The sequence below is a fragment of the Limnobacter sp. SAORIC-690 genome, from assembly GCF_002954425.1.
GTDB lineage: Bacteria > Pseudomonadota > Gammaproteobacteria > Burkholderiales > Burkholderiaceae_B > Limnobacter > Limnobacter profundi.
Genome location: NZ_MQVZ01000001.1, coordinates 3298050 through 3323247 on the forward strand (window position 1 = coordinate 3298050; position 25198 = coordinate 3323247).

Genomic DNA, 25198 nt, shown 5'->3' on the forward strand with positions numbered 1-25198 from the left:
TTCACTCATACAAATGATCAAGTTGCGCTTGCGTTAATTCATGGCTAACGCAATCAAGAACTACTTCACCGGCTTTCAGGCCGATGACCCGTTGGCTAAGAAGGGGGACCAGGCTCACGTTGTGAACCACGGTAATCAGCGTGGAATTCTCTGTGGCCTTTACCAAGAGTTCACACACCTCATCTGCCGCTGTAGGGTCAAGCGCCGCTGTGGGTTCATCAGCCAACACCAGTTCGGGTTCTTGCATCAACATGCGGGCAATGGCCACCTTCTGGCGTTCACCACCAGAAAGCTTGTCTGCGCGTTTTTCTGCCAGATGGGCCATGCCCACTGCTTTCAATGCAGCTTGCGCACGCAGGGTTTCTTCATTCGTGAAAATTCGCGCCCAACTGCGCAAGCGCGGCATGCGTGCCAAACCACCCACCAAAACATTTTCCATGGCGCTTAAGCGCGCAACCAAATGCAGGCCTTGCAACACTTGGCCCACCTGTGCACGCACCAAGCGCAAATCGCGCTCACGACGAAGCGGAAACACGGTGTGGCCGTTAACTACAATGTGCCCGGTCGTGGGTTTTACAAACCCGTTTAAACACCGCAAAAGAGTTGATTTGCCCGCGCCGTTGCGACCCAGAATGGCTACCTTCTCGCCACGGGAAATGTGAAGCGAGTCCACTTTCAAAATGCGTCGCCCTGCGATCACCATTTCCAGATTTTGAATGTCGATGATGTTGGTGCTCATAGGAGGGCCGTCCGAATTCTGCGACTGATGGCATCAAATGCAGTTACCATCAACACCACCACAATCAGAATACTCGACAAGCGGCCCCATTGAAACAAGGCGACCGCCTCTGAAATCAGCAGGCCCAAACCACCCGCACCAATGATGCCAAGAATGGTGGAGTCGCGGATATTGTATTCCCACAGGTACAAATGGCTGCTCACCCACTGTGGCAACACATTGGGCCACACAGACCAGAAAAAGGTTTGCGAAGGGCTTGCACCCACCCCCTTTACGGCCTCAATCGAGGCCATGTCCAGTGTTTCTATCGACTCTGCAAACAGCTTGCCGTAGGTACCCAGACTGTGAAATGCAATCGCCAGAATACCTGCTGTGGGGCCAAGGCCCACAATGCCCACCAACACCAAACCAAACACCAAGGTATGAATGGAACGCGATGTGTCCAGCACCAAACGCGAGAACGCGGTAAGCACTCGCGGGGCCTTAATGTTTTTTGCGCTGAGCACACCGAAGGGCAACGCCAGAATTGCACCCAACAACGAGCCCAGCGTGGCGATTTTAAAGGTTGTCCAGGTGGCAAAACCCAGCTGGACCAGCCACTGCTTTTCTACTTCCTGTCGGTTTTCTGTTCGCAACACAGTGCCATCGTCGCTTTTGTACTCGTAAGCCGCGTCGCCAAACCACACATCAAGAAAACTGGGCCGTGCGAATTCAGTGGCGGTTTTAATAAAGTTGGCCACAGGGTTGCGCCCCATGGACAAATCGCCAGCCGTGGCCAAGCTGAACACACAGGCGAACACAATAAGCGCATATAAAAAGACCAGCCCGAAAAACCCGAGCCGGCCTTTGAGGCGCAACTTGAACTGCATCCAATTCATGGTGGTGAAACGGCCCTCTTATTTGGGCTGCAAGCGGCCAGTGGCCAGGCCTGCATCACGAATTGGCTTGTAGTAGCTGTTGTCTTTTTTCGCAAAACCCGTGTAACGCGGTGGCAACAAGTTGGGTTGATTCTTCAGTTCAGCACCAATGCCTAGCAGGGCCTCTTGCAACTTGGCTACAAAGGCCTTGTCTTCAAACAATTTCGAGCTGACTGCAAACGCATCGTTGCAGGGGGTCGGAAGTCCAGATGATTTTTGAATCTTCGGCCTTGATCAATCCATCAGCAATCATTGCATCCCGGTTGCGGTTGTAATCTGCACCCGCATCGATTGCGCCTTGGGTAACCTGGGTCTGAATTGCTTGGTGGCTGGTGTTGATGACTTTCGAGAAATACGTGTCGGGGTTAATGCCCTGCTTCTGAAAATAATGGAAGGGAATAAGATAGCCAGACGTTGAACCTTTGTCACCAAACGCAAAGGTTTTGCCCTTCAAGTCGGCCATGCTCTTGATGCCGCTTTTCGGGTTGGTCACCATGATTCCGAAATATTCTGGTTTGCCTTCGTACTCAATGGTGGCAACAGCTTGCGCTTTTGCTTCGTTGTTGGCCAACACATAGCCCCATGGGCCCATCAAGGCAATGTCGGTTTCACCATTGGCCAGCGATTTCGCCAGACCTTCCCAACTGCTCACCGTGCGCAACTTCACGGGTTTACCCAGCTTTTTTTCCAGATACTGCGCCAAAGGTGTGTAAGTGGCGTCATTTTTGTCTTTGTCGGGCTGGTAAAGGCCAACGCCAAATTGAATTACTTCTTGAGCAATCACCGGTGTGGAAACAAGGGCAAAGCTGAAAGCGCCGATCAGGGCTTTGGTCAACAAACGCATGGTCAGGTTCCGTAATGAAAATTGGATTATTAAAATAAACGAAATTCTCAACGCTTATTACGCTAAACAAGCCACAAAGGTTACAGGAATTTGATTTGAATTCGAGAGCGATTGCTGCGCCAGTGGCGCACTGGCGCCTAATTCGGTTGTTTCCTGGCCAACCAGGCCTCGTAACCACCGTCCATGGCTCTGGCCTGCGCATAACCCTGTTTGCGTAAAAGGCCAGCCACATGGGCTGCGCTGACATCGTCGGGACAGGCACACATGGTGACGATTACATCGGTTTTTGGCCAGGCTCGGGCTGCGGCCAGGGCACTTTCTGCATTGGCAGGCAACCAACCAGCCAATGGCTCGGCTTCTTGAACAATCGCAGGGCGAAGGTCGACCAGGCGAAGGTTGGACTGGCCAGCTTTAACCATGCCCAAAACTTCTGCGGCAGGCACTTTGGGCAGTTTCAATCTCGCCTGGAATGCATCACGGCGAGACAGTTTCCACATGAGCCAGAAAGCGCAAATCAGCGCAGCCACCAAGCCCACAACAAACAAATTGTCTTGCAAAGCAGCAAATACGGCATTGACCTGATCTTTAAACAACCAGCCTGCAAGTAAAGCTGCCATGGCCCACAAAAACGCACCTGCTGCCGACGCAATGGTGAAGCTGATAATGGACATTTTCACTGCGCCTGCAATGGGCGGTGCAACTGTAGAAAACCCGGGAATGAACTTGGCCACCACCAACGACCATGGGCCCCACACGCGAAAGCGCGATTCTGTCTGGCTGACACACGATTCAGGATTGATTGACAGTTTGCACAACACCGACAATACCCGATAACCATAGAAGCGGCCCGCCAGATACCAGGCCCAATCCGCAATCAGCGAAGCCGAGGTGGCCACGATTGCGAGCAACAAGATACCAGACCACTGGCCTGACAAGCTGGCCGACAGGATCATGGTGGGCACCGCAGGCACAGGGGCACCGAGCTGCTGCAACAGCACGTTGAAGAAAACCAAAACTTCTGTGGTTTCAAACAGAGACATGGTGATTACTGCCTTGAACTGCCCTGCGCAGGAGATAGCGACATCATAAGCAATTTACAGAGAAGGTCGACAAGATTAGAGGAAGCACTCTCCAAATGAGGTCACTTCACGTCACAAAGTGTTGTTACCCTGACACTTCCAGTTTCAAAACATGAAGGAGTAAACACCATGGCAGACCTCGAACATTACAAGGCAAAATTGAATGCCCAGTTGGACGAGTGGAAAGCAGATCTGGACAAACTCAAGGCCAAAGCCGACGGCAAGTCGGCAGACGCCAAGAAAGAGTTGAATGAATCCATTGATGCGCTTGAGGCCAAGCTGGCCCAAGGTCGTTCAAAACTTGAAGAACTGAAAGGTGCAAGCGCTGAAGCCTTCGAAAACTTGCGTGAAGGCGCAAACAGCGCTTGGGACAGCATCAAGGATGCCTTTGACAAGGCCAAGTCCAAGTTCTAATCAAACAGCGGGCCGTAGGCCTGCATGTTTAAAGCTGGGGTTGTGAAAGGCCCCAGCGATACGGTTTCTTCATAAAACGACTGACATTCGAACAAACCATTTCCGAATTCATCTTCAGTCAAAATATAGCCCAGGGAATTGTGTGTCAGGCCTAGCAGCATCATGGGGTTTTCGCTTCGTGCGCGAATTGAATCGGCCATGCCTTTTGACCCCTCGCCGGGAATTGTCACCAACTCCAGCACCTTTCCCTCGCCTTGTCCCAGTTGAATTCGAGTGACTGGCGTTTCCGCATACAAGGCCACCTGAGGCAAGTTTTCATAGCCTGGAATATTGGCTGCCAGCTCTTCGCCCAGCGGCGTGAAGTTGTAATAACCGTTGAAGCTGCGCAAGCCACCTGCCCCAACAAACAAAGGGTTGGTCACAGGCAAAAAAGCATTGGCATGCGCAACTTGCAAACCGCCCTCCACTTTCTTGCGCTGGCTTAAAACGTTCATGGCCGCTTGTGCAACAGCCACGCCCATGGCGTTGGCTTTTTCATAAGGGTCTTCTGCTGCGGGTGCGCGTGGCGAAGAGTCTGCAATCGCGCCATTGTAAAACAGCACGGTTGAATCGAAATTTCGCTCGAGCAATCGCAGCGCGCCGCCCACCCAGTCAGTGTGCACCAAGCGGTTGCTGGAACCCAGCACAGTGGGGTGTGCTGAGTAATTCAACACCGAACCCAACACCTCGCCTCGCGCTGTGCGGGCTTGCAACAAAGTCAGTGTGGGATCGGGCATGCGGGAATCATCAGGATCGCAGCGGCGGAAGTTGTTCAAGCGCGCCTCACCTTCCAGCACAGTTTGTGCAAAATCTACATAGGCTGGCTTAAGCCTGGCCACGGCTTCAGCAGCCGCCTCTGCAGCCAACTGGTACAAGCCGCCTTTCAATGCCGGGTCACAAGCTTGCGCGGGGTCGGCTTGTTCGCAACTCAACCAGCTGGCAGGTACGCCACCCCACAGGCCTTGCAAGTCGGCAGCAGAATGTGAATGGGTTTGTGCAAACAATACGTTGTTGGGTGGCACATTCGCAGCCTGCGCAACGGCCGCTTTCAGTTTGTTTTGAATCACATTGCCCGCACCTATCGCATCGATGGTGACAAACACCAACCGGTTCGCAGGCTCGGCCTGACCCTCCAGAACAAACACACGTACAAAAGTGCCATCGCCAATTCCATTGGCGGGTGGTCCACCGATATCGAAGTTCACAAGGTCTTGCGGACCATTGAATGCGAAGCCGCCATACCCACCCAGATTGAATTGTTGCAACTTGCCAACCAACGGCGTGCTGCTGGTGACCACACCCTGAATTTGTGCAGGCGTCGGGTCAATATTTCGCTTGGCTGAGGCTGCACGAAATTGAGAGGTATCGAGCAAATTCGGATTGCCACCACCGTTGCCACCGCCATTGCCACCACCGTTTCCAGGGGGTGGATCTACAATGACGGGTGGGTCGTTCTCATTGGTGTCGGTTCGCGATGCAGTTACTGAACCGTTGTCCGAGTTCAAACAAGCTGACAGCAACAGGCACAGAAAAACCACATTCCATTGAAGTGCTTTCATTGACGAATACTCCTTATTTCAATGCGGGGTTGAAGCCCCGTGATGTGCAAGGCAAACCATTGCACACGTCAATCAACGCACCCCGCTTTTTCAAGAACGCAGACTTCATGTCCATGTTTTTTTCTTCGTTGCGGGGGTGGCCGTGCGGATCGGCACCATAACCTGTGGTCATGGGTCGGTTGTCCAGCGGCGGCGGCGCACTGCCATTTGGGTTTGCAGAACCATCGGCATTGGTCATGGGGCCGCTGTCCCACACGGTGAGTGCATTGCCTGCATGCGGATATTTTTTGATGCACGGCAAACCGAAATACGGATGGTCATCCGGGTGCCTGCGCCCGAAAGACACACTCGGAAACTGCTCCTGTTCGGCACGCACAGCAGGATGGGCCTGCTTGAGCACCGCCGGTCCGCGCTGAGCGGAAGGACCACCCACCACGGCGGGGCATTGCAATGGCGCCTCTATGGTTCTCGCCATGATTTCCGCGGTGTTCATATACACCTGGTGATCAGCAAACGCGGGGATCAACAACACACGCTTGTTGGGTCGCGTGCCAGGCAACTCCCGCCCTGGGGCCAAACTCCAGGCGTAACCATTGTTCTCACCCCGATCCCACAACATCTGAATCAGCGAGAGAATGAATTGCTGATCCAGCGAGGCCGGGTAAGCCTCGTAAAATGCGGGGGCATACGGTGCGAAGTCAACCGAACGCTGCAACAAGGTGGAGTACGCCATTCCGGGCACGCCCAGTGTTGCGGCCTGAATGTCGGGTGAAATCGCTGTAACCGGCCCACCATTAATGCCGCCTTGCGAATTGCCGTCGTAAAACAATTCGCTGCGGTCAATCAGGCATTTGCCGTCTTTCTGAAATGCAGGGTGAGTACAAAATCCATTTTCGGAAATCATCGCGCGACCCAGCATGGTGAAATTCAAAAAGCCTTGTTGCAAACGATCGGTGAGGCGATTGAAACCGCTGAAGTCAGTCAGCATCAACACCGTGCTGGCCAAATCGCCGCCCGCCGCATCCCAGAAGGGATCGTATTTGCGATTGTCATCGGGATCATCAGGCTGATTGCCCGTGGCCAAGCCGGCCCAATCCACCATGCAGAACAGGAAATTGTGGCGCTCGGCCATCACGCGCACATTCAAATCATAGGTGTTGCCTTCATCGCGAGAGCCCAGCAAACCATGACCATACAAAGACGCGCGCGCAGGTTCACCCGTGTCCAGGTTTTTGCGCGCAATGGAGCAAATGAACGGCACGCTGGCATTTGGCGTCAGGGGGTTTCGCTGAGGCAGGGCTGTGGCCGGGCTGCCGGTGGGCACCAGCGGATAGTTGTAAGTGCCACCCGACAAACAATTGGGGCTGGTGAGAAAACACGGCACATCAATATGCCCCCGAATTCGCCGCGCGGTGATTTCACTGGCCGATCCGTTCTCCGGATTTTCAATCACGGCATCAATCGTGAAGTTGGGCGATTGCGCAGCTGTCGCTTCGATGGACACATCGCGCGCATGAATCAGGCGTTCAGTGAGGTTCCTTCCCGATGCCACAGTGAAGTCCCAGGCAAGGTAGAGATTTTCACGTTCAACACCGGCCAAGCCCAACACACTGAAAATATTTTCCATCAGCGGTTTGCGCGCATTTTGCGCAGCATTCGCCAGCGGCGTGCCATCCCGGTAGGCTTTGAATACCGTGTTGGGCTGGATAGTGTCACCGGCACTGTTTTTCAGGTTGCGCATGGCCACGATGTAACGTCGCCCCGGTTCCAGATTCTTGGCCACCCGAATGACAAGCGCGGGGCCAGGATCTGCGTTGGGCAAGCTCAAACGGCCCTGGGTGATGTTGGCGTCCAGTTCAGCCCAAATCAATTGCTTCTTCAAAGTCAAGGTGTCAATCAGCACAATCGGCTGATTGCGCTGCAAACTCGCTTCGATATTGGTAATGGGCACTGCACCCGTTTTTTGCAAATCAAGCCCGGGTACACGCGTCAGAATAGGTTGACCGGGAGAAAACCCGTCATTGCGATTCCAGTCAGTGGGATCGATGGGCTTGCCCGCAATGTTCTTGGGCATGGCCAACACGTTCAAATTCACCCGCATCTTGGTGTCGGTTTGCGTGTCTGCGGTTGCGAAGTAATTGTTCGGAAATGGGAACAGACAGTAGGCCGGGTCCAGCGGATCACAGCGCTCGGCACCCGCTGGTGCAGCGCCGGTGCCGGCTGGCTCAGTTCGTACCACGGGGTCTTTGGGGAACAAGGGAGACTCAACACCGCCGCCGTCCCCGCCATCGCCATCGCCATCACCAGGGTTGTCTGGATCTTCCGGATCCACCGGTGTGTCGGGTTCCTCCTCATTGGGATTGGTAACGGTGGGGCTGTCAGCCTGCGGCGAAGCTGAATCGCCCATGCACCCACCCAATAGCAAAGCCCAAGCCAATACAATGGCTCCACCCCAGATTGTCGTCCTCATGTCTCTCTCTTTTTTGCAAGGGGCCTTGTGTTCGACCCTTAAGTTACATTACTGTAACTAGAGATTAGTTTATGAAGTTGTAATACGTCTAGTGTAGTTTTTCCATAGTAAATTCAACGAGTTAACAATGTTAAAACCAGTGCAAACCCGCATGAAACCTGAGGAAAGAGAACGTCAACTGCTCGAAGTTGCGCAGCGGATGTTTGTGGAAAGGGGTTACCAAGGCACAGCCATGGAAGACATTGCGAGGGCGGCTGGCGTGACCCGGCCCGTGGTGTACAAACTATTTGGCAACAAGGACGGCATTTACCTTGCTTGTTTGAAGAAAGCGCGGGAAGTGCTGAACACTTACATCATTGAGCGTGCTCTCGAGGGCAACGGTCTTCAGGGTCGCTTGCGCGGCGGTATTGAGGGTTATTTTTCATTTGTCGAATTCGAGAGGGACGCATTTCGATTTCTCTACGACAGTGGTGCAGCGGTGGCTGGCCCAGCGGCGCAAGCCGCAGGTCAATTGCGCTTCGACACAGTGAACCGCATCGCTTTTTTACTGGACGATTTAAAAGGTGTTATGCCGGAAGAAGAAATTGTGGCCACTGCCCACGCTTTGTCTGGCGCGGGCGAGCAACTGGCCAAATGGTGGTTAACCCAACCCGCTTTGCCCAAAGCCACGGTGGTGAACACCATGTTTAATTTGCTTTGGGCGGGCTTGGTTAATCACCAACAATAATGTTTAAGGTGCAGGCGCACTCGAGAAGTCAAAGTTGTTGGTGATGACTTCACGGGGAGAATCTGTGGTGCCCACAAATCCGGGGTTAAAGTTGGCGGCAGCCATCTGTACCACAGGTGTTAAGTCCACTGGTTCTGCAATCGCCATCACTGTGTATTCGCCCTCCACACCGCTGTCGGCACTGAAGTTGAACACACCAGTGGCTGTGTAGGGGGCCACCTGAGGCGCATCCACCGGCAAAGTGAATGAATACCCTGCGGTGTCACCCATGCCAGTCATCACACCGCCTGAATCAAATGTTTCGAATGACAACTGGGCTGAATTGATCAACACCGTAGCACCCTCAGTCAAGGTTTGCGTGATTTCAACGAAAGTGGCGGGTTTTACATCGTCCGTATTGGTCACGTTTCCTACAGCATCACCTTCTACAGTAGCTGGAAGCAGCGCAATTTCATTTTGATCACCCGCAGTAACCGAATCAAAATCCAAATTCACTAGCTGACCTTCGGGAACCACGACATCGGTGACCACCTTGGTAATAAAACCCGATGCAGTGAACACCAAATCGTAAGTGCCAGGAGGAACCTGGGACAAAACAAATCTACCATTGGCGGCCAGGTCTGTTGATTCAATTGGCGCTGTCGCGCGCACCACCTCGCCATCTTGCTGCAAAGAAATACTGACGCCCTCGGGCACCAGTGCATCGGCTACACTGCCACGCACGCCAGACGACAAGCGTGGAATTGCAGTCAGCACTGGTTTCAGCAAGTAGTTACCAGAATTTCCCGCTTCAACCACTGACTTGCATGCATCGAAATCAATCAAAAGGTCAGCAACCTGCCCTTCAGCCACATCAATGCCCACATTAATTTTCACGCCGCTTTGTTGACCACTGGGAGTTTTCAAGTCTTCGAAGCCACCCGCACTGAACACCACGTGGTTGGGTGCACGTGTGGGGTCAGCATCAGGATCAAAGTCAATGTCGGCAGGGTCGGCCCTGGCATTGTCCACCAACACAAAACGAACCTGCTGAATTCGCCCGACCGGCAAGGTGATTTCACCCAGTTCTTCAATCACGCCGTTTTGCAAATCGAGTAAATCAATCTGGCGTGGCTGGTCCAACACAATCTCTGACCAACCGCCACCGTCGGGGCTGGCCGTGGCGCTGCTGTTGACCCGAATTCGGTCCACTGTCACAAACACATTGTCGTAACCACAAGACGGCGCGTCGGTCATGGCGGTGCGCAGCGTTCCTGTGGCGGCAGAATCGCCGCCGCCACAAGCTGCTACAAACAAGGCGGCACAAGTAACCGCCAAGGCGCTTTGGATGTATGTTTTCCCCTTTCGCATTTCTATCTCCTTGAATGTCCGCTTGAAATTAGATCTGAGCAGATTCGGACTATCCATGTTTAACGCGTCAAAAGGAAAAACTGTTTACCCGTGTCGCAACGAATAATTGTGCACTACAACATATCATTCTTGAAAATCAGGAAATCTCGAAAATAATCTATCTTTTTTAGAGCTCAGTTTCCAAATAATTCTCAATCTCAATTTCTTAACATACCCACCAAACCCTTTTCCCTTATGGATTAGAAGGTTAGAGTCGATTCAAGAGAACAATCAGAATGATAGCTATTTTGCATTAATGAAAGTATTCAATTAACTTTTGCAATCGCACAATTTATTGGTTAAAATTGCGGTGAATTAATTTACTGACTGTTCATTAACTTTTTGGAGGACTTCAAATGTCTCTGATCAACACCACAATCAAGCCATTCAAAGCCACTGCTTACTGGAACGGCAAAGAAATCAACCTGACCGAAGCCGACGTGTTGGGCAAGTGGTCTGTGTTCTTCTTCTACCCCGCTGACTTCACCTTCGTATGCCCCACCGAATTGGGCGACCTGGCTGACCAGTACGAAGAACTGAAGGCCATGGGCGTTGAAGTGTTCTCTGTATCAACCGACACCCACTTCACACACAAAGCTTGGGCCGACGCCACCGAAACCATCGGCAAAATCCGCTTCCCAATGATTGGCGACCCCACCGGTCAAATCACACGCAACTTCGGCGTGATGATTGAAGAAGAAGGTTTGGCACTGCGCGGTACTTTTGTACTCGACCCACAGGGCGTGATCAAAGTGATGGAAGTGCACGACCTTGGAATTGGCCGTGACGCATCTGAACTGAAGCGCAAGATTCAAGCCGCACAGTACATCGCCAAGAATCCTGGCCAGGCTTGCCCTGCCAAGTGGAAGGAAGGCGATGCCGCTTTGACTCCTTCACTGGACCTGGTAGGCAAAATCTAAATTCAAATCACCTTTGAATTTTTAGCAGTAAACCGCTCCCCACAAGGGAGCGGCCCCTTGTTCACACACATCTGACGAACATCCCCGGAGTACCCCATGCTCGACGCAAACATCAAACAACAACTGAAGACCTATCTGCAAATGCTGCGCCACCCCATTGAATTGGTGGCCTCGCTGGACAACAGCGACAAGGCACGCGATATGGAACAGCTGGTGCAAGAAATCGCGGAGTGCTCAGACAAAGTGTCTGTGCGCCTGGACGGCAACTACAACCTGCGCCCCTCATTCTCAATTGCCAAGCAAGGTGAGGAAGGCCGCGTGCGTTTTGCCGGTTTGCCCATGGGACATGAATTCACCTCGCTGCTGCTCGGCCTGCTTCATGTAGGCGGCCACCCACCCAAAGTGGAAGCAGATGTGATCGAACAAATCAAAGGCTTGCAGGCACCCGCCCATGGTGGTCACTTTGAAACCGTGATTTCATTGAGCTGCCACAACTGTCCTGACGTGGTACAAGCCTTCAACACCATTGCAGCATTGAACCCGGCATTTAGCCACACCATGATCGATGGCGGCATGTTCCAGCCACTTGTTGAACAGCGCAAGGTCATGGCAGTCCCCACCGTGTTTCAAGGTACACAAGGGAATAGCAACGAAAGCTTTGGCTCCGGCCGAATGACACTGGAAGAAATTGTCGCCAAGCTGGACACTGGCGCTGCTGAAAAGGACGCAGCCAAACTGAATGCCAAAGGCGAGTTTGATGTGCTGATTGTGGGCGGTGGCCCCGCCGGCGCATCCGCTGCGATTTATGCTGCGCGTAAAGGCGTGAAAACCGGCATCGTCACCGAGCGCTTCGGTGGCCAGGTTCTGGACACACTGGGCATTGAAAACTTCATTTCCGTGAAAGAAACAGAAGGCCCCAAGCTGGTGGCTGCACTGGAACAACACGTGAAGGAATACGACATCGACGTGATGAACCTGCAACGCGCCAAAGGCCTCCAGAAACTGAGCGACGGCAAGGTTGAAGTTGAACTGGAAAACGGTGCCAAGCTGACCAGCAAAACCATCATTTTGAGCACCGGCGCACGCTGGCGCGAAATGAATGTGCCAGGCGAAGCCGAGTACCGCAACAAGGGCGTGGCCTACTGCCCGCACTGCGACGGCCCGCTGTACAAAGGCAAGCGTGTTGCAGTAATTGGTGGTGGCAACAGCGGTGTAGAAGCTGCAATTGACCTGGCCGGCATTGTGAAAGAAGTCACCTTGTTTGAATTCGACACCAAGCTAAAAGCAGACGCGGTATTGCAGAAAAAACTGTATAGCCTGCCGAATGTGAAAGTGATCTTGAATGCGCTGACCACCGAGGTGAATGGCGACGGTAGCAAAGTGTACGGCCTTACCTACAAAGACCGAGCAACGGACGAAGTGAAACAGGTTGAACTGGAAGGCATTTTTGTTCAAATCGGTTTGCTGCCCAACACCGACTGGCTGAAAGGCACACTGGAATTGAGCAAGCATGGTGAAATCGTGGTGGACCACAAGGGCCACACCAGCATGGAAGGCGTGTTTGCCGCAGGCGACTGCACAACAGCACCTTACAAGCAGATCATCATCGCCATGGGCGAAGGTGCGAATGCGTCGCTAGCCGCGTTTGATCACTTGATCAGACAGTAAAACGGCTCAAGGCCAAACCTAACAAAAACCCCGGTGTAACCCACCGGGGTTTTTGTTTTCAACAGCCCGACTTTGCGACAAAAAAGACAGTGTTACAAAAAATATTTCATGACGTTAATGATATCGATTATCATTCGTCTTCATATTATTTTTTGAGACGACTATGCAGCACTCTCCCAAACCCATCGCACTTGCCGTGGCGCTGGCTTTAAGCAGCCTCGCCAACGCACATGCCCAAGAAAACCCCCAAACTTTGCCTGATGTGGATGTCATCGACTTCCGAGGCGAACAAATGGACAGCATCAAGTACACGCGCCCATTACAAGAGACTCCACGCATCATCACCGTATTGCCGCAAGATCTGCTTGAAGAACAAAACGTCACTTCGCTGAACGAGGCGTTGCGTAACATACCAGGCATCAGCCTTCAGGCTGGTGAAGGTAACCCACCGGGTGGTGATCAACTTAAAATTCGCGGTTTCAATGCCCGTGATGACATCAATGTCAACGGCATGCGCGACATTGGCAACTACTTCCGCGATCCGTTTTTCATCGAACAGCTGGAAGTGGTCAAAGGTCCGAACTCTGCGTTCTCGGGTCGCGGCTCTGCGGGCGGCACCATCAACTTTGTGACCAAACAACCTTTGGGTGTTGATTTCAATCGCGCAGAAGTCAGCGTGGGGACCGACAGCTATTTCCGAACCACACTGGACATGAATCGTGTGTTGGACGATGACGAAGCTTTGCGCATCAACTTGATGAAACACAGTGCAGACTTGCCCGGCCGAAACACGGCAGAAGAAGACCGCTACGGTGTTTATGCCGCCTACACATGGGGCTTGAACAAACCCACATCGATTACAGCCGATGTACTACACATCAAAACCAATGACATTCCCGATGCAGGTTTGCCTTTTGACCGCCGAAATGGCGGCACAGGTCGCCTGCCGGATGGCATCAACTTTGACAACTTCTACGGCCACACCAATGACTACAAAGACATTGAAGTGAACCAGATTGGCCTGGCAGTTCAACATGCACTGGCCAGCGGACAAGTGATTCGCAACCAAACACGCTTTGCACAAGTTGGCAACGACTCGATTACATCGTCCCCAAGATTTGTGGACAACGGAACGGGCGCTGGCAACAACAACCCTGCATCAGGCTTTGCTGTGGGTAATTTGAAGCCTCGTGATCAGGTCGACACCAGCTTCAGGAATCAGACAGACCTTTTGTTCAGCTTGAATACCGGCAGTATCCAACACGACATGGTGGCAGGTTTCGACTTTGGTTTTTATGAATATGAAAACCGACGACGCCTGGACACCAACGGCCCTGTCACCAGCCTGTTTAACCCCGCCGAACGCGAGTTCACAGGCACACTGGCTTACGGTGGCATTCATCGGTTCGAAACCGAAGAAATGGGCCTGTACCTGCTTGACACCATGAAGTTCAACGAAAAATGGGAGCTGAACGCAGGCATTCGTTACGACAAGGTAAAGGCCTTTGCGAATGAAGAAGATCGCCAAAATTCCACTGCCGCAGGCCTCACACCACAACAAGCCGAAAACCGCAGCTTCATGCGCGAAGACACGGAGACAAGCTATAGTTTGGGCCTGGTGCACAAGCTAACACCCAACCACGCCTTGTATGCCTCTTACGGCACGGCCTTCAACATTTCCGGTAACTTCGACCGCAACCAAATTCAACTGGCCGGCGGAAGTATGAATGATCGGGTGGCTGGCAACACATTCGATACTCCTACCGAGAAGATTCAGGCGTACGAACTGGGCAGCAAAATGACCATTGGTGCGGGGCTGGATATCAACGCTGCTGTATTCCGGACAGAGACTGATGAAGGTCGTCTGCCCGCGCCAGCGGCGGGCGGAGTCACCACGCCGAACGTGGAATATTACATTGATGGTTTTGAGGTACTCGTTGCAGGTCAAGTGACCAAGGCATGGAAACTTTACTCAGGCTACACCTTCCTTGAATCTGAAGTGACCAGCGCACCCACATCGCCATTCTCCGTGGGTCAGGAACTGGGCGGCACACCGAAGCACTCATTCAATGTTTTCACCACCTACGACATCACACCGAAATTCACTTTGGGCGGTGGCTTGCAGTATGTGGATGAACAAACCAGTGGTGTTCAACCCGACACCACCGGTAACGTGAAGGTGAGCATTCCAAGCTACACCGTGGTTGACTTGTACACCACCTACAAATTCACCAAAGACGTTCAGGTTCGTGTGAACTTGTACAATGTGTTCGACGAACGATATATCTCCCAACTTGCTGAAGGCGGCGGACAAGGCATTCCCGGAGAAGGTCGTCAGTTGATCGCCACTTTAAGATACGACTTTTAATTAAACGACACACACATGCTGGTCACCATCGACAATATTCTCAGTACCGAGGAGCTTGCAAGCATCCACAAGATGCTCAAGCAAGCTGACTGGGCGACCGGTCAAAGTGCGGGCACACAGGCCCGCCTTGCCAAAAACAATCTTCAAATTCCGGAAGGGAGCGAAGTGTTGAGAGACCTGCGTGTGCTGGTGATGCGCGCGTTAAACAGAAGCAGCCGATTAATTTCGGCTGCCCTGCCCTACAAAATACTGCCACCCAACTTCAATCGCTACGCCGGTGAAACGAATCACTATGGCTTGCACACCGACAGCACTGTGCGTTATCTACCCGACGGCAGCGCGTTGCGCACCGACATTTCTGCCACGCTGTTTTTATCCAATCCCGAGGATTACGAGGGTGGTGAGCTGGTCATTGAAGACACCTATGGCATGCAAAACGTTAAATTGCCCGCGGGCAGCCTGGTGGTTTACCCGTCGGGCTCCATGCACCAAGTGAACCCTGTTACCCGGGGTGAGCGATTGGCCTGCTACATGTTCATGCAAAGCATGGTGAAAGACCTGGAGTGCCGCCGCTTGCTGTTTCAGATGGATGAATCCCTCATCAAATTGCGAACGCAATATGGCGAGGGTCACCCGGAGCTGGTTCGGCTTACAGGTTTGTACAACAATCTGTTGAGAAAATGGACTGAGTGTTAAGGATCAAAAACAAAACGCCTTCAGTAGTCGGGGTCGATGTGCGAGTATAAACGCCACCGCCACAGCAGACCCAACCATCAACATAATCCACACCAGTGCCGCAATCGAAGGTCGATCTGCAACAAGGCACACCACCAGTGACACAACAAGGGCAAGATAACCCAACAGTTTCAACACCGTTCGAGGTGGTTGGCTATCGGCCAAGGGAATCTGCTTCACCTGTGCCCAATGCACATCCATGGACAAGGCCAACCACGCCATGCCCACCAGGCTGAGCAAAGCGGCGGCAGTTAAATAAAATGCCTCAGGCATGGGCCACCTCACCCGTGTCAGATCCAGATTGTTTTTCAGTTTTACCAACCGGCACATCCGCACCACGCTCTCGGCGTGCAAGTTTCAATGCCGCCCAGCCGCTCATCACGGCACACGCCATCAGGCTCAAATCAACGCCTGCGACAGGCCAATACGTGTCAGTGAACACTGTTTTGATCAAATGGTCGCCAGTGGTGGCCCAGTTCAACAGAACCGCTGAAATACTGAGTGCTACTACTCCCCAGCATTGCTCACGCCAGGCCGGGTTGAACAAACCATGTGCAACAGGCGCACTGCGAACGTAAGCATGAACAAAGCTAAGGCCCCACACAGTCCAGAATGCAGCTTTTTCCCAATCGGCCTTGCCCAATAGGTCGGCTGGCAAAATTCGATTGATGACCAGCATACCGACTGCGGCCATCACCATGCCGGTCACTGTAGTAACGGCCAATGAATCGACCACACGGCTACCATTGCTGCCGCTTTTTGCATGTTGGGATTTTCGTTTTTCAACGAAGAAAATAAAACCAGTCGCAATACACACGGCACCGAGCAAGCCACCCAAGACATACAGCCAACGCAAGAACCAGTGCTCAAAGTGCTGCAAATGCAAGCCCGTCAGGAACTCATTTACCTCAGATACCGCTGTGCGTGGTGGGTCTTCACTGAGCACTTCACCCGTGCTGGTTTTAAAATGAATGCCCTCGCCAACCAAGGCCACGCGGTCACTGCCAGCGCGGTAAATGCTCACATAACTGTTGGCATCGCCTACGTGGTGCATCACCAGAAAACCAACTTCACCCGCCATGTCGCGAGCTGCCCAACGGCGTTTGGCCTCTTCCACCATGGCATCCACACTGCTCATGGTGCCTGGCACACCCGCTGCCTCATGCGGCAAACCGGTCGCGGCCGCCTCGTGAATTTCATGTTGCTTGTGCAGGGGGTCAAGCAGAGTGCTGGTCACCGGCAAAAAATAAAAACTAGCAAAAATAACCAAACCCGTGAATGCAAAAAAGAAATGGAATGGCAAAGCCACCACACCAGTCAGGTTGTGCAAATCCAGGCTGGCACGTTGTGTCCGCTTCCAGGGCCGGAAGGTGAAAAACTCGCGGAACACCTTTCGGTGCATGATGACACCCGTCACCAAGGCCGCAAGCATCATCAATGCGGCAAGGCCAACAATCCAGATGCCCAGGTTTTTCCACTTCAGCTGCAAACTGTAGTGCATGGGATAAAACCAGTGACTGCCGATTTTCAACTTGTCGTCTGGCAACACTTCGCCGGTTCGGGGGTCCAGCGTCACGTTCTTGTGAATGTGGTTGTGGTCTTCCGGGTTCTTCGCCAATGGCACACCATAACCCACACCGGCCGCCAACACAGGGTCGCGGTGGGTCACATAAGCCCAGTATTCATCGACAGGCAGTTCAGTGCGAGGTGTCATCTCGCCTTTGGCTGGGTCGTGCAGCCTGGGCATGTTGGTGGCGTAGTCCACCTCATCGGGCTCCAGCTGTTGCAAAGCAGGCAGAAGCACTTTGTCGAAGGACGGCATGGGCTGCGCATCGAACCGGGTTTCAGGAATGGCCCAGCGATCAATCTCCCGGTCAAACACCGACAACGATCCAAAGAAAAAACAGACCATTAACACAAAGCCCAACACCAAACCGAACCAGGTGTGAACCCAGGTCATGGACAATCGAAAATTACTGAACACCAAACTTCCCCTTCAAGACAACATGCTTTGCTGAATCCACCAGGCCGACAGGGTCATCAACACCCCACCCCCTGCCAACACAGCCCACACACGGGCCACACTGCTGCTGGCAAAAGCCCACAGAAAAACGCCCAGAAACACCAGAAATGCAAGCATCAAAATACCGGTTTCGGCCTCATGAAAATCAACACCGAGCGCGGCAAGGCCGGCGATGCCCAAGGATGAAAAACCCCACGTGAATGCATAGCCGCCCAGTAGCGCTGACAACACCCGATTCACAACCCAGTAGTTGAGACTGCCGACCTTATTCATTGCTGAAACGCTCATATTTTTTAATGAACAGTAATGATAATTATTCTTACTTATTTAATCAATTGATACAGCGATTTAATTTGTTGATTGATCTGCTACGATCAGGGCCTTGCGGTTCACATGGATGGTCAACATGCCTATGTCCAAAGCCAAAATCGGCACATTACTGATGCTCTTGGCCTGCCCCGCCTTGCAAGCTCAAACTCCAGCCCCGGAACAGGCAAATGAAAGCGACTTGCGGGCCTGTTTACAACTCGAACAGCAGGGCCTGAAGCGGTTCAACACACTGGAGCAACGGGCCAGCGACCTGCGTGGCAGCGAGAAACTCTTAAGCGAGCGGCGCGTTGCCTTGCAAAACCAGAAAGCCAAACTGGATGCGGGCAAGCCCGATCAAAAGGCAGTTGCGAATTTCAATGAAGCGGTGAACACCTTTAACCTTCAGGCTGACCAGTTGAATGCAGACAAAGCTGAGTTTGAGAAAGAGTCAGCTACTTACGACAACTGGGTCAACAACAACCTGAAACCGGTGTGCAACAAGGTGATCAACAAACCGGTGAATCCGGTGACGTCGTATTACGCTTGCGGCTTTAACAGCACACAGCCGCTGGCCGATGTGCCCCACTGCAAAACCTTGCCCAATCTGGACAGCCTGAAAACCTGCATTCAAAAAGCAGGCAGCAAAACTGCCGCCTCGGAGGCTTGCAAGGGATAACCCATGTGGGGCTGTCCACCAAATTACTAGCTAAACGTTGATAGGGTTTGTGCATTGTTCTCACACCTCACCCCAATCGCAGTATGAGCATCAACACCCTTCTGGCTGGCCCCGTGTTGCGTCGCATGCAAAGCGAGCGAATCACTTTGTGGTTGGCAACATCGCAGCCCGTGCAATGGCGGCTTGCCCTGTTTCCGGACAAACATGATTCGCAGGTGCATGAAATTCGTGGGCATTGCCGTGCATTGAAAGTGGCCGAACACTATTACATCCACCTGATCGACCTGCCTTTGAACATGCCTCTGCCGGCCGACACCTGGGTGGGTTATGAACTCAGCTACAAACATGGGGCAGATGGTGAATGGATCAACCTGACCCAGGAAGCACCACACTTGCTTTACCCGGGCAGAAGTACGCTGGGGTTTGTCATTCAAAGCCAGGTTCGCAGCGTATTACACGGTTCTTGCCGCAAGCCGCATTACGCCCGCAAAGAGGGTAGCTCAGCCGGCGATGGGCTGGTTCGGGCAGACCAACACTTGCTGGAACTGGCCGCCACACCCACTGAATGGCCAGCACTGCTGATGATGGGTGGCGATCAAATTTACACCGACGATGTAGCGGGCCCCATGCTAGTGGCCATACACCGCTTATTGGATGAATTGAATTCGCCAGCCGAGCCTTTGCCGGGTACCCAACTGCTCAGCAGCCATACCCTGCACCGCGACCAGCCGCACTATTACACGCGCGATCAACTGTTGCCAAAAACCAGAGCCAACAAAGACATTCGCACCGTGCTGTTCACGGGTGTGAAAAAACCCGTGTTCACCACTGACAGTGCCCGAAACCATTTGATCTCCCTGTCCGAAGTCATGGCCATGTATTTGTTGGTGTGGTCGCCCATTCCCTGGCGCTACACCGACATGACCATCCCACCAGAAGTGCCCACTGAATTTGCAGAACGCTATGAAGCACAACTGGAAGCGATGGAAGAATTTGTCGCGGAACTGGACTGTGTGCACCGCTTGATGGCCCACATACCAGTGGCCATGATGTTCGACGACCATGACATCACCGACGACTGGAACCTGAGTGCCGAGTGGGAAGAAACTGCTTACGGTGAGCCATTCTCCCGTCGCATCATCGGCAATGCGCTGGTGGCTTACCTGGTGTGCCAGGCCTGGGGCAATGCGCCAGAAAACTTTTCCGATGACATGATGAAGCGCTGCGATGAGGCGCTGCAATTGCCCGGCGAGGAAGCGCATGAAGATCTGATTTCCGAGTTGATTGCCTTTCGCGGCTGGCAATACAAGTGGGACACCAAACCTGCTTTGATGGTGATTGACACGCGAACCAACCGCTGGCGGTCGGAATTCAACCCGGCTCACCCCTCGGGGCTGATGGATTGGGAGTCATTGTCAGAGTTGCAGCAAAGGCTGCTTGGCCATGATGCTGTGTTGCTGGTCTCACCTGCCCCAATGTTCGGTGTCAAATTGATTGAAACCATCCAAAAAGTGTTTACCTGGTTTGGCAAACCCTTGATGGTCGATGCGGAAAACTGGATGGCTCACCGAGGCGCCGCGAATACGCTACTGAATTTGTTCCGGCACGGTAAAACACCCCAAAATTTTGTGATTCTTTCTGGCGATGTGCACTATTCATTCGCTTATGAAGTGGAACTTCGCAGCAAGAAAAACAGCCCCAATATCTGGCAAATTACCAGCAGCGGTTTCAGAAATGAATTTCCGCGCAAACTGCTCGACATTCTCGATCGCTTGAATCGATGGCTGTACGCACCTTGGTCACCTTTGAACTGGTTCACCAAACGCCGAAAAATGCGCATTGTGCCGCGCAAACCCGACCACGGCAGTCGTGGTGAGCGCTTGGTCAACGGCAGTGGAATCGGTTTGCTGACTCTGGATGCTGCCGGTGCACCATTGAAAATTACACAACTGCTGGCCGATGGCGACACCATTGAATTTCGCAAGCGCATGGAGGACGAAGCGCACTAGCGAATGGACTGGGCCGAGGCTTTCAGCTTGCTGCAGGCTTCGCCACTTCCACCTGCTGGCCTGGCTTCAATAAAGCGTTGGGGTTCACCACCACGCGGTCCTCAATATTCACGCCCTGAACTACCTCTACCGTGGTCGGGAAATTTTTACCCAAGGTAATTTTTCTGAACTCAACCTGATTGTCGGTATTCAACACCACCAAAGTAGCACCACCATCCCGATACACAATGGTGTTGGCAGGCACGGTGACGCTGTTGCCTTTGCCGTTTGATTCAATTTTCAAGTTGGCATTCAACCCTGCAGGCAAGGCCAGTTCACGGTTGTCAAACTCATACTCAATTCGTACCGTGCCAGTGTCCGCGCGCAATTCCTGGGACGAACGCTTGAAATTGACGGCAACCATTTGTCCCGGGCGCTCGGCAATACTCAGGCTGGCTTTGCTGGCCTGCTCAATGCGAAACAACTGGGGTTGCGGCACATCGACCTGCACACGAATCACATCACTGTTGATGATTCGGTAAAGCATTCGGGTGTCATTCGGGCTGACACGGTCGCCCCGGTCAATATTGCGTTCAGTAATTACGCCATCAAAGGGCGCCTTCAACGTGAGGTAAGCCACTTCACTTTGCAGGCGGGCCACCTCTGCTTTTGCAGCACTCAAATTGGCCTTGGCCACTTCTTCAATGCCCATCAACTCATCGACTTGCTGGGCCGACACCGCACCTGCAGTGCCCAATGGCTCTACGCGTTCCCGATTGCGCGTGGCTACCAGCAATTCTGCTTCGCGTTGTTTCAATGCAGCCCGCGCAGAATTCAGTGATGCTTCCAATTCGGGTGCAGAAATACGTGCAAGTACCTCGCCCGCTTTGACTCGTGTACCGATGTCAGCATACCGTGCTTCGACAAACCCTGAACTGCGGGCAAACAGGCTGGCCTCGCGCGAAGGTGCCAGCCTCGCTGCGAATTGAATTTCACTGCTGGCCTGCGACAACGCAGGTTGCACCACATTCACCACGGGCAGGTTTGCCTGATCTTGGGCCGGTTTTAAATTGGCTTTGGCATCCTGCCCCCAATAGGCGAAACCTGCACCGCCAGCAATCAGCACGGCCACAGCAGATCCGAATAGAAACTTCTTGCTCACAAGTGGTGTATTCATGGTTTACTCCTCAACCAGCGGTTTGCCGGGTACTGCGTTTTTCATCGCAAATGTGAAAATCAAAGGCACCAAAATCAAGGTGGCCACCGAGCCTGTCATCAATCCGCCAATCACGGCGCGGGCCAATGGCGCATTTTGTTCAGCGCCCTGCCCCAACGCAGTGGCCATCGGGATGAGACCCACAATCATGGTCAATGCAGTCATCAAAATTGGACGAATTCGCTGACGCACGGTTTGCAATGCAGCCTCCCAGGCACCCATGCCCTGCACCCAGGCATCACGCGCAAACGAGGTTAGCAACACGCTGTTGGCCGTGGTGATGCCCATGGTCATGATCAAGCCCATAAGTGCAGGCACGCTGATCGGTGTTCCGGTGATATACAAGGCAGCCACTGCACCGGACAGCGCCACCGGTAAACTGCTCAAGGCCACAAAAGGCAAAACCCACGATTGAAAGTTGAACACCATCACCAGCACAATCAAGGCCAAGGCACCCAGCAAACCAATCGCCAGTTCCCTAAAGGCCTCGGTCATTGCGGTGGCCTGGCCGTTGATCTCTATTTTGTTGCCCGGTTTCAAACGCGACTGCAAATCTGCCACCGCCTCTTGAGATTGCGCTGCAAGCACCTTTAAATTGTCGCCCGGCGCATTCGCCAGTACGCTGACCACCGGTTGCAGGGTGGAACGCACCACGGTAGCCGGTACAGTGCGCGGAGTGATCGTTGCGATTGCACCCAGTTGAATGCTTTCTCCGCTCGGCGTTGTAATGGGCAAACGCAGCAAATCTTCTGCTGAGCCGATGGTTTGCAACGGTGCCTGCACCTGCACCACATACGAAATACCCGCACGGGGATCGGACCAATAACTGGGTGCGACCGTGCCGCCTGTGCCCAATACACCCAACAAGGTTTGCAAGGCATCGGCCGAAGTAATGCCCAAGGCAAGGGCACGGTCACGGTCAATCGACACCATGTACTCTGGCAAATTGCCCACCTGTCGCAACATCAAATCGCTGATGTCACTGGAGCCATCCAGTTTCTTGAGCAACTCTTGGGCAATGCCCATATTGCCAGGCACATCACGGCCAATCACCCGGATTTCAGTCGACGTTGGTGTAAGGCCTGAGAGTGTTTGATTGGTGATGTCGGCTGGTAAAAACAGAAACTTGAAATCAGGGTAACGTTGAGTCAGTTCCTCGCGCAGCAGGGTTTGATACTCAAACGTGCTCGCCTTTTTCGGGCTCAGTTCAATCAGCATTTCACCATCGAACCCGCCGATCGTCATGGTATCGACCCACGACATGTTCACGGGGTCGGGCTGCCCGATCAATTCCACGATCTGCTTTACTTCATCTTCAGGAATTAATTCTCGAATGGTGGTTTGCACCTGTGCAAACTTGTTGGCAGTTTCCTCAACACGCGTGCCTGCCGGGCCACGCACGTACAGCTTCAACAAGCCCGCATCGGTGCGCGGGAAATACTGTTGCGGGCTGATGGCCAGCAAAGTGCCAGCGCTGGCCACAATCAAGACCACCACCAAGGCCACCACGGGCCACTTGGCGCGCAAGGCAGGCAGTCGGTTGGCAATGCCGTCACCCAAACGGTCAATGGATGCTTCAAGCTTGTGAAAACCCTTGTAATGCTTGTCATTCTTGCCGAGATTCAGCGCAGCCAAGGTGGGCACCACAGTTCTTGAAAAGAAGTAGGACGCCGCCAATGCAGCAATCACTGTGATGGCCAATGGCTGGAACACATAACCCGCAATGCCCTCCAGCAAGAAAATGGGCGTGAACACAATGCAGGTGGACAAGGTAGACACAAATTCGGGGAACGCCACCTGCTTGGCCCCGGCCAGTGCTGCCTGCGGTGCACTCAGCCCCAGGCCAATATTGCGGTTGATGTTTTCAATTTCAACCATGGCGTTGTCCACCAGAATACCCACCGCAAGGGCAAGACCCGCCAGGCTCATCAAATTCAGGGTATGCCCGGTCAGCTTCACGGCAATCACCGCGACCAGCAGTGAAAGTGGAATCGACACCAGAACGATGAGGCTGGATTTGATCGACCCCAGGAAAATGAACACCACCAGGCCCACCAGAAAACCCACAATCAGAATTTCCTTGGCGATGATGTCTACCGCACTTTGTACAAACACGGACTGATCAAAAATCGGAGTAATTTTTGCACCCGCTGGCGCCGCAGCTTGAATTTCCGGCAACCGTTCCTTTACTTTCTCGATGATTTCTGTGGTGGATGCATCGCCAATTTTGATCATCGACACCAGCACGGCGCTGCTGCCGTCCACCCGAGTCAGATTGGTTTGAATGGCACCACCATCGCGCACGTCGGCAACATCTCGAAGCTTGATGATTCTCCCATCCCTGGCACTGATGGGCAGGTTGGCAAACACCTCAGCACTTTCCGGGCTTGCATCCACGGAAATTTGCATGTCGCGCGTACCCTCACGCACATTGCCTGAAGGCAGGGTGAGGTTTTGCTGGTTCACAGCCTCGGCGACATCGGCCGCAGAGAGTCCAAATGCCGGGAGCGCATCGGGCTTCAAATCAATCATGATCTGGCGGGTTGCACCGCCATACGGCAAGGTTAGCCGCATGCCGCCAATGCTTTGCACCTGCCCGCGCAATTGAATTCGTGCGTAATCGGCCAATTGGCTTTGACTGAGCGTGTCGGAAGAAACCACCATGCTGAGGATGGGCCGGCTGGACAAGGAGTTGCGAACCACAATGGGCGGGCTGGTGCCAGCGGGCATTCGTCGCAAAATGGTTTGTGAAATTGCGCCGACCTGGGACAAGGCCACATCAATTTCCACATTGTCCTGAAACACCACCCGAACCAGGCCCACACCATTAAACGTTTCGGAGGAAATTTCCTTCACGTTGTCCACGTTGTTCAACAAGGCGAGCTCAGAGAACGAGGTAATCTTGGTGGCCATTTCACGGGCATTCAGGCCCTGATAGGTCCACACCACATTCACCACCGGAGTTTTTACTTCAGGAAGAATATCAACCGGCAATTGCCGTAAGGATGACAAGCCCAGAATGAACACGAGAATTGCCAACGCGCCCATTGAGTAGGGTCTTCGCAATGCGTACTTCACCAACCACATTGTTAGTCCTTTAACTGCTGCTTCTTTGCAC

At 53.1% G+C, this 25198-nt stretch carries 21 protein-coding genes; 8 read left to right on the forward strand and 13 right to left on the reverse strand.

Going from position 1 to position 25198, the window contains the following annotated elements:
* Nucleotide 1: 1 nt before the first annotated feature.
* From BSZ31_RS15695 to BSZ31_RS15710, 5 genes are all read right to left on the reverse strand, one after another.
* Nucleotides 2-739, reverse strand: coding sequence for a phosphonate ABC transporter ATP-binding protein (locus BSZ31_RS15695; RefSeq protein ID WP_105029535.1), 738 nt, complete (start codon nt 737-739; stop codon nt 2-4).
* Nucleotides 736-1617 carry a phosphonate ABC transporter, permease protein PhnE gene (gene phnE, locus BSZ31_RS15700; RefSeq protein WP_105029536.1) on the reverse strand — a complete coding sequence of 294 codons (882 nt, stop codon included), beginning with the start codon at nt 1615-1617 and terminating at the stop codon, nt 736-738. Before phnE ends, BSZ31_RS15695 begins: the two co-directional genes overlap by 4 nt.
* Before the next feature lie 18 nt (nt 1618-1635).
* Nucleotides 1636-1818 (reverse strand): hypothetical protein, encoded by a 183-nt coding sequence (locus BSZ31_RS17115; protein WP_206018625.1) that lies wholly within the window; start codon nt 1816-1818, stop codon nt 1636-1638.
* Nucleotides 1811-2500 (reverse strand): phosphate/phosphite/phosphonate ABC transporter substrate-binding protein, encoded by a 690-nt coding sequence (locus BSZ31_RS15705; RefSeq protein ID WP_206018626.1) that lies wholly within the window; start codon nt 2498-2500, stop codon nt 1811-1813. Before BSZ31_RS15705 ends, BSZ31_RS17115 begins: the two co-directional genes overlap by 8 nt.
* Before the next feature lie 137 nt (nt 2501-2637).
* Nucleotides 2638-3540 (reverse strand): VTT domain-containing protein, encoded by a 903-nt coding sequence (locus BSZ31_RS15710; RefSeq protein ID WP_105029537.1) that lies wholly within the window; start codon nt 3538-3540, stop codon nt 2638-2640.
* 168 nt (nt 3541-3708) lie between these two features.
* Here BSZ31_RS15710 and BSZ31_RS15715 point away from each other — a divergent pair, with 168 nt between their 5' ends.
* Complete coding sequence (locus BSZ31_RS15715) at nt 3709-3993, forward strand: coiled coil domain-containing protein (RefSeq protein ID WP_105029538.1); 285 nt, start codon at nt 3709-3711, stop codon at nt 3991-3993.
* Here the strand turns inward: BSZ31_RS15715 and BSZ31_RS15720 are convergent.
* Complete coding sequence (locus BSZ31_RS15720) at nt 3990-5591, reverse strand: neutral/alkaline non-lysosomal ceramidase N-terminal domain-containing protein (RefSeq protein WP_105029539.1); 1602 nt, start codon at nt 5589-5591, stop codon at nt 3990-3992. The two genes, BSZ31_RS15715 and BSZ31_RS15720, sit on opposite strands and share 4 nt — an antisense overlap.
* 13 nt (nt 5592-5604) lie before the next feature.
* Entirely contained in the window at nt 5605-8061 is a 2457-nt protein-coding gene (locus BSZ31_RS15725) for a hypothetical protein (protein WP_146106727.1), read from the reverse strand.
* 127 nt (nt 8062-8188) lie between these two features.
* Here BSZ31_RS15725 and BSZ31_RS15730 point away from each other — a divergent pair, with 127 nt between their 5' ends.
* Nucleotides 8189-8788, forward strand: a complete 600-nt coding sequence (locus BSZ31_RS15730; protein ID WP_105029541.1) for a TetR/AcrR family transcriptional regulator — start codon at nt 8189-8191, stop codon at nt 8786-8788.
* Nucleotides 8789-8791: 3 nt separating this feature from the next.
* Here the strand turns inward: BSZ31_RS15730 and BSZ31_RS15735 are convergent, their stop codons facing one another.
* On the reverse strand, nt 8792-10138 hold the full coding sequence (locus tag BSZ31_RS15735) for a DUF4382 domain-containing protein (RefSeq protein ID WP_168427017.1): 1347 nt from the start codon (nt 10136-10138) through the stop codon (nt 8792-8794).
* A 395-nt stretch (nt 10139-10533) separates the two neighbouring features.
* On the opposite strand from BSZ31_RS15735, the gene ahpC reads away from it, so the two are divergent.
* The 4 genes from ahpC to BSZ31_RS15755 all read left to right on the forward strand — a co-directional run bounded on the left by ahpC (nt 10534) and on the right by BSZ31_RS15755 (nt 15829).
* Nucleotides 10534-11097: an alkyl hydroperoxide reductase subunit C gene (ahpC, locus tag BSZ31_RS15740; protein ID WP_105029543.1), complete on the forward strand. Its 564-nt coding sequence runs from the start codon at nt 10534-10536 to the stop codon at nt 11095-11097.
* Between the two features lie 96 nt (nt 11098-11193).
* Nucleotides 11194-12765 carry an alkyl hydroperoxide reductase subunit F gene (ahpF, locus tag BSZ31_RS15745; RefSeq protein WP_105029544.1) on the forward strand — a complete coding sequence of 524 codons (1572 nt, stop codon included), beginning with the start codon at nt 11194-11196 and terminating at the stop codon, nt 12763-12765.
* 163 nt (nt 12766-12928) lie between these two features.
* Nucleotides 12929-15133, forward strand: coding sequence for a TonB-dependent siderophore receptor (locus tag BSZ31_RS15750; protein WP_105029545.1), 2205 nt, complete (start codon nt 12929-12931; stop codon nt 15131-15133).
* Between the two features lie 15 nt (nt 15134-15148).
* Nucleotides 15149-15829, forward strand: coding sequence for a Fe2+-dependent dioxygenase (locus BSZ31_RS15755; protein WP_105029546.1), 681 nt, complete (start codon nt 15149-15151; stop codon nt 15827-15829).
* Between the two features lie 3 nt (nt 15830-15832).
* Here the strand turns inward: BSZ31_RS15755 and BSZ31_RS15760 are convergent, their stop codons facing one another.
* The 3 genes from BSZ31_RS15760 to BSZ31_RS15770 are packed head-to-tail and all read right to left on the reverse strand — an operon-like array spanning nt 15833 to nt 18164.
* Complete coding sequence (locus BSZ31_RS15760) at nt 15833-16141, reverse strand: DUF3325 domain-containing protein (protein WP_105029547.1); 309 nt, start codon at nt 16139-16141, stop codon at nt 15833-15835.
* Nucleotides 16134-17852: a PepSY domain-containing protein gene (locus BSZ31_RS15765; RefSeq protein WP_168427018.1), complete on the reverse strand. Its 1719-nt coding sequence runs from the start codon at nt 17850-17852 to the stop codon at nt 16134-16136. The genes BSZ31_RS15760 and BSZ31_RS15765 overlap by 8 nt, the downstream gene beginning before the upstream one ends.
* A gap of 12 nt (nt 17853-17864) precedes the next feature.
* Complete coding sequence (locus BSZ31_RS15770) at nt 17865-18164, reverse strand: iron uptake protein (protein WP_105029548.1); 300 nt, start codon at nt 18162-18164, stop codon at nt 17865-17867.
* 133 nt (nt 18165-18297) lie between these two features.
* On the opposite strand from BSZ31_RS15770, the gene BSZ31_RS15775 reads away from it, so the two are divergent.
* Both BSZ31_RS15775 and BSZ31_RS15780 read left to right on the forward strand, forming a co-directional pair.
* Nucleotides 18298-18876 carry a hypothetical protein gene (locus BSZ31_RS15775; protein ID WP_146106728.1) on the forward strand — a complete coding sequence of 193 codons (579 nt, stop codon included), beginning with the start codon at nt 18298-18300 and terminating at the stop codon, nt 18874-18876.
* Between the two features lie 83 nt (nt 18877-18959).
* Entirely contained in the window at nt 18960-20885 is a 1926-nt protein-coding gene (locus BSZ31_RS15780; RefSeq protein ID WP_105029550.1) for an alkaline phosphatase D family protein, read from the forward strand.
* A 22-nt stretch (nt 20886-20907) separates the two neighbouring features.
* On the opposite strand, the gene BSZ31_RS15785 is transcribed toward BSZ31_RS15780, so the two are convergent.
* Nucleotides 20908-22041 carry an efflux RND transporter periplasmic adaptor subunit gene (locus BSZ31_RS15785; protein ID WP_105029551.1) on the reverse strand — a complete coding sequence of 378 codons (1134 nt, stop codon included), beginning with the start codon at nt 22039-22041 and terminating at the stop codon, nt 20908-20910.
* Nucleotides 22042-22044: 3 nt separating this feature from the next.
* Nucleotides 22045-25167, reverse strand: a complete 3123-nt coding sequence (locus BSZ31_RS15790) for an efflux RND transporter permease subunit (RefSeq protein ID WP_105029552.1) — start codon at nt 25165-25167, stop codon at nt 22045-22047.
* Between the last annotated feature and the right edge of the window lie 31 nt (nt 25168-25198).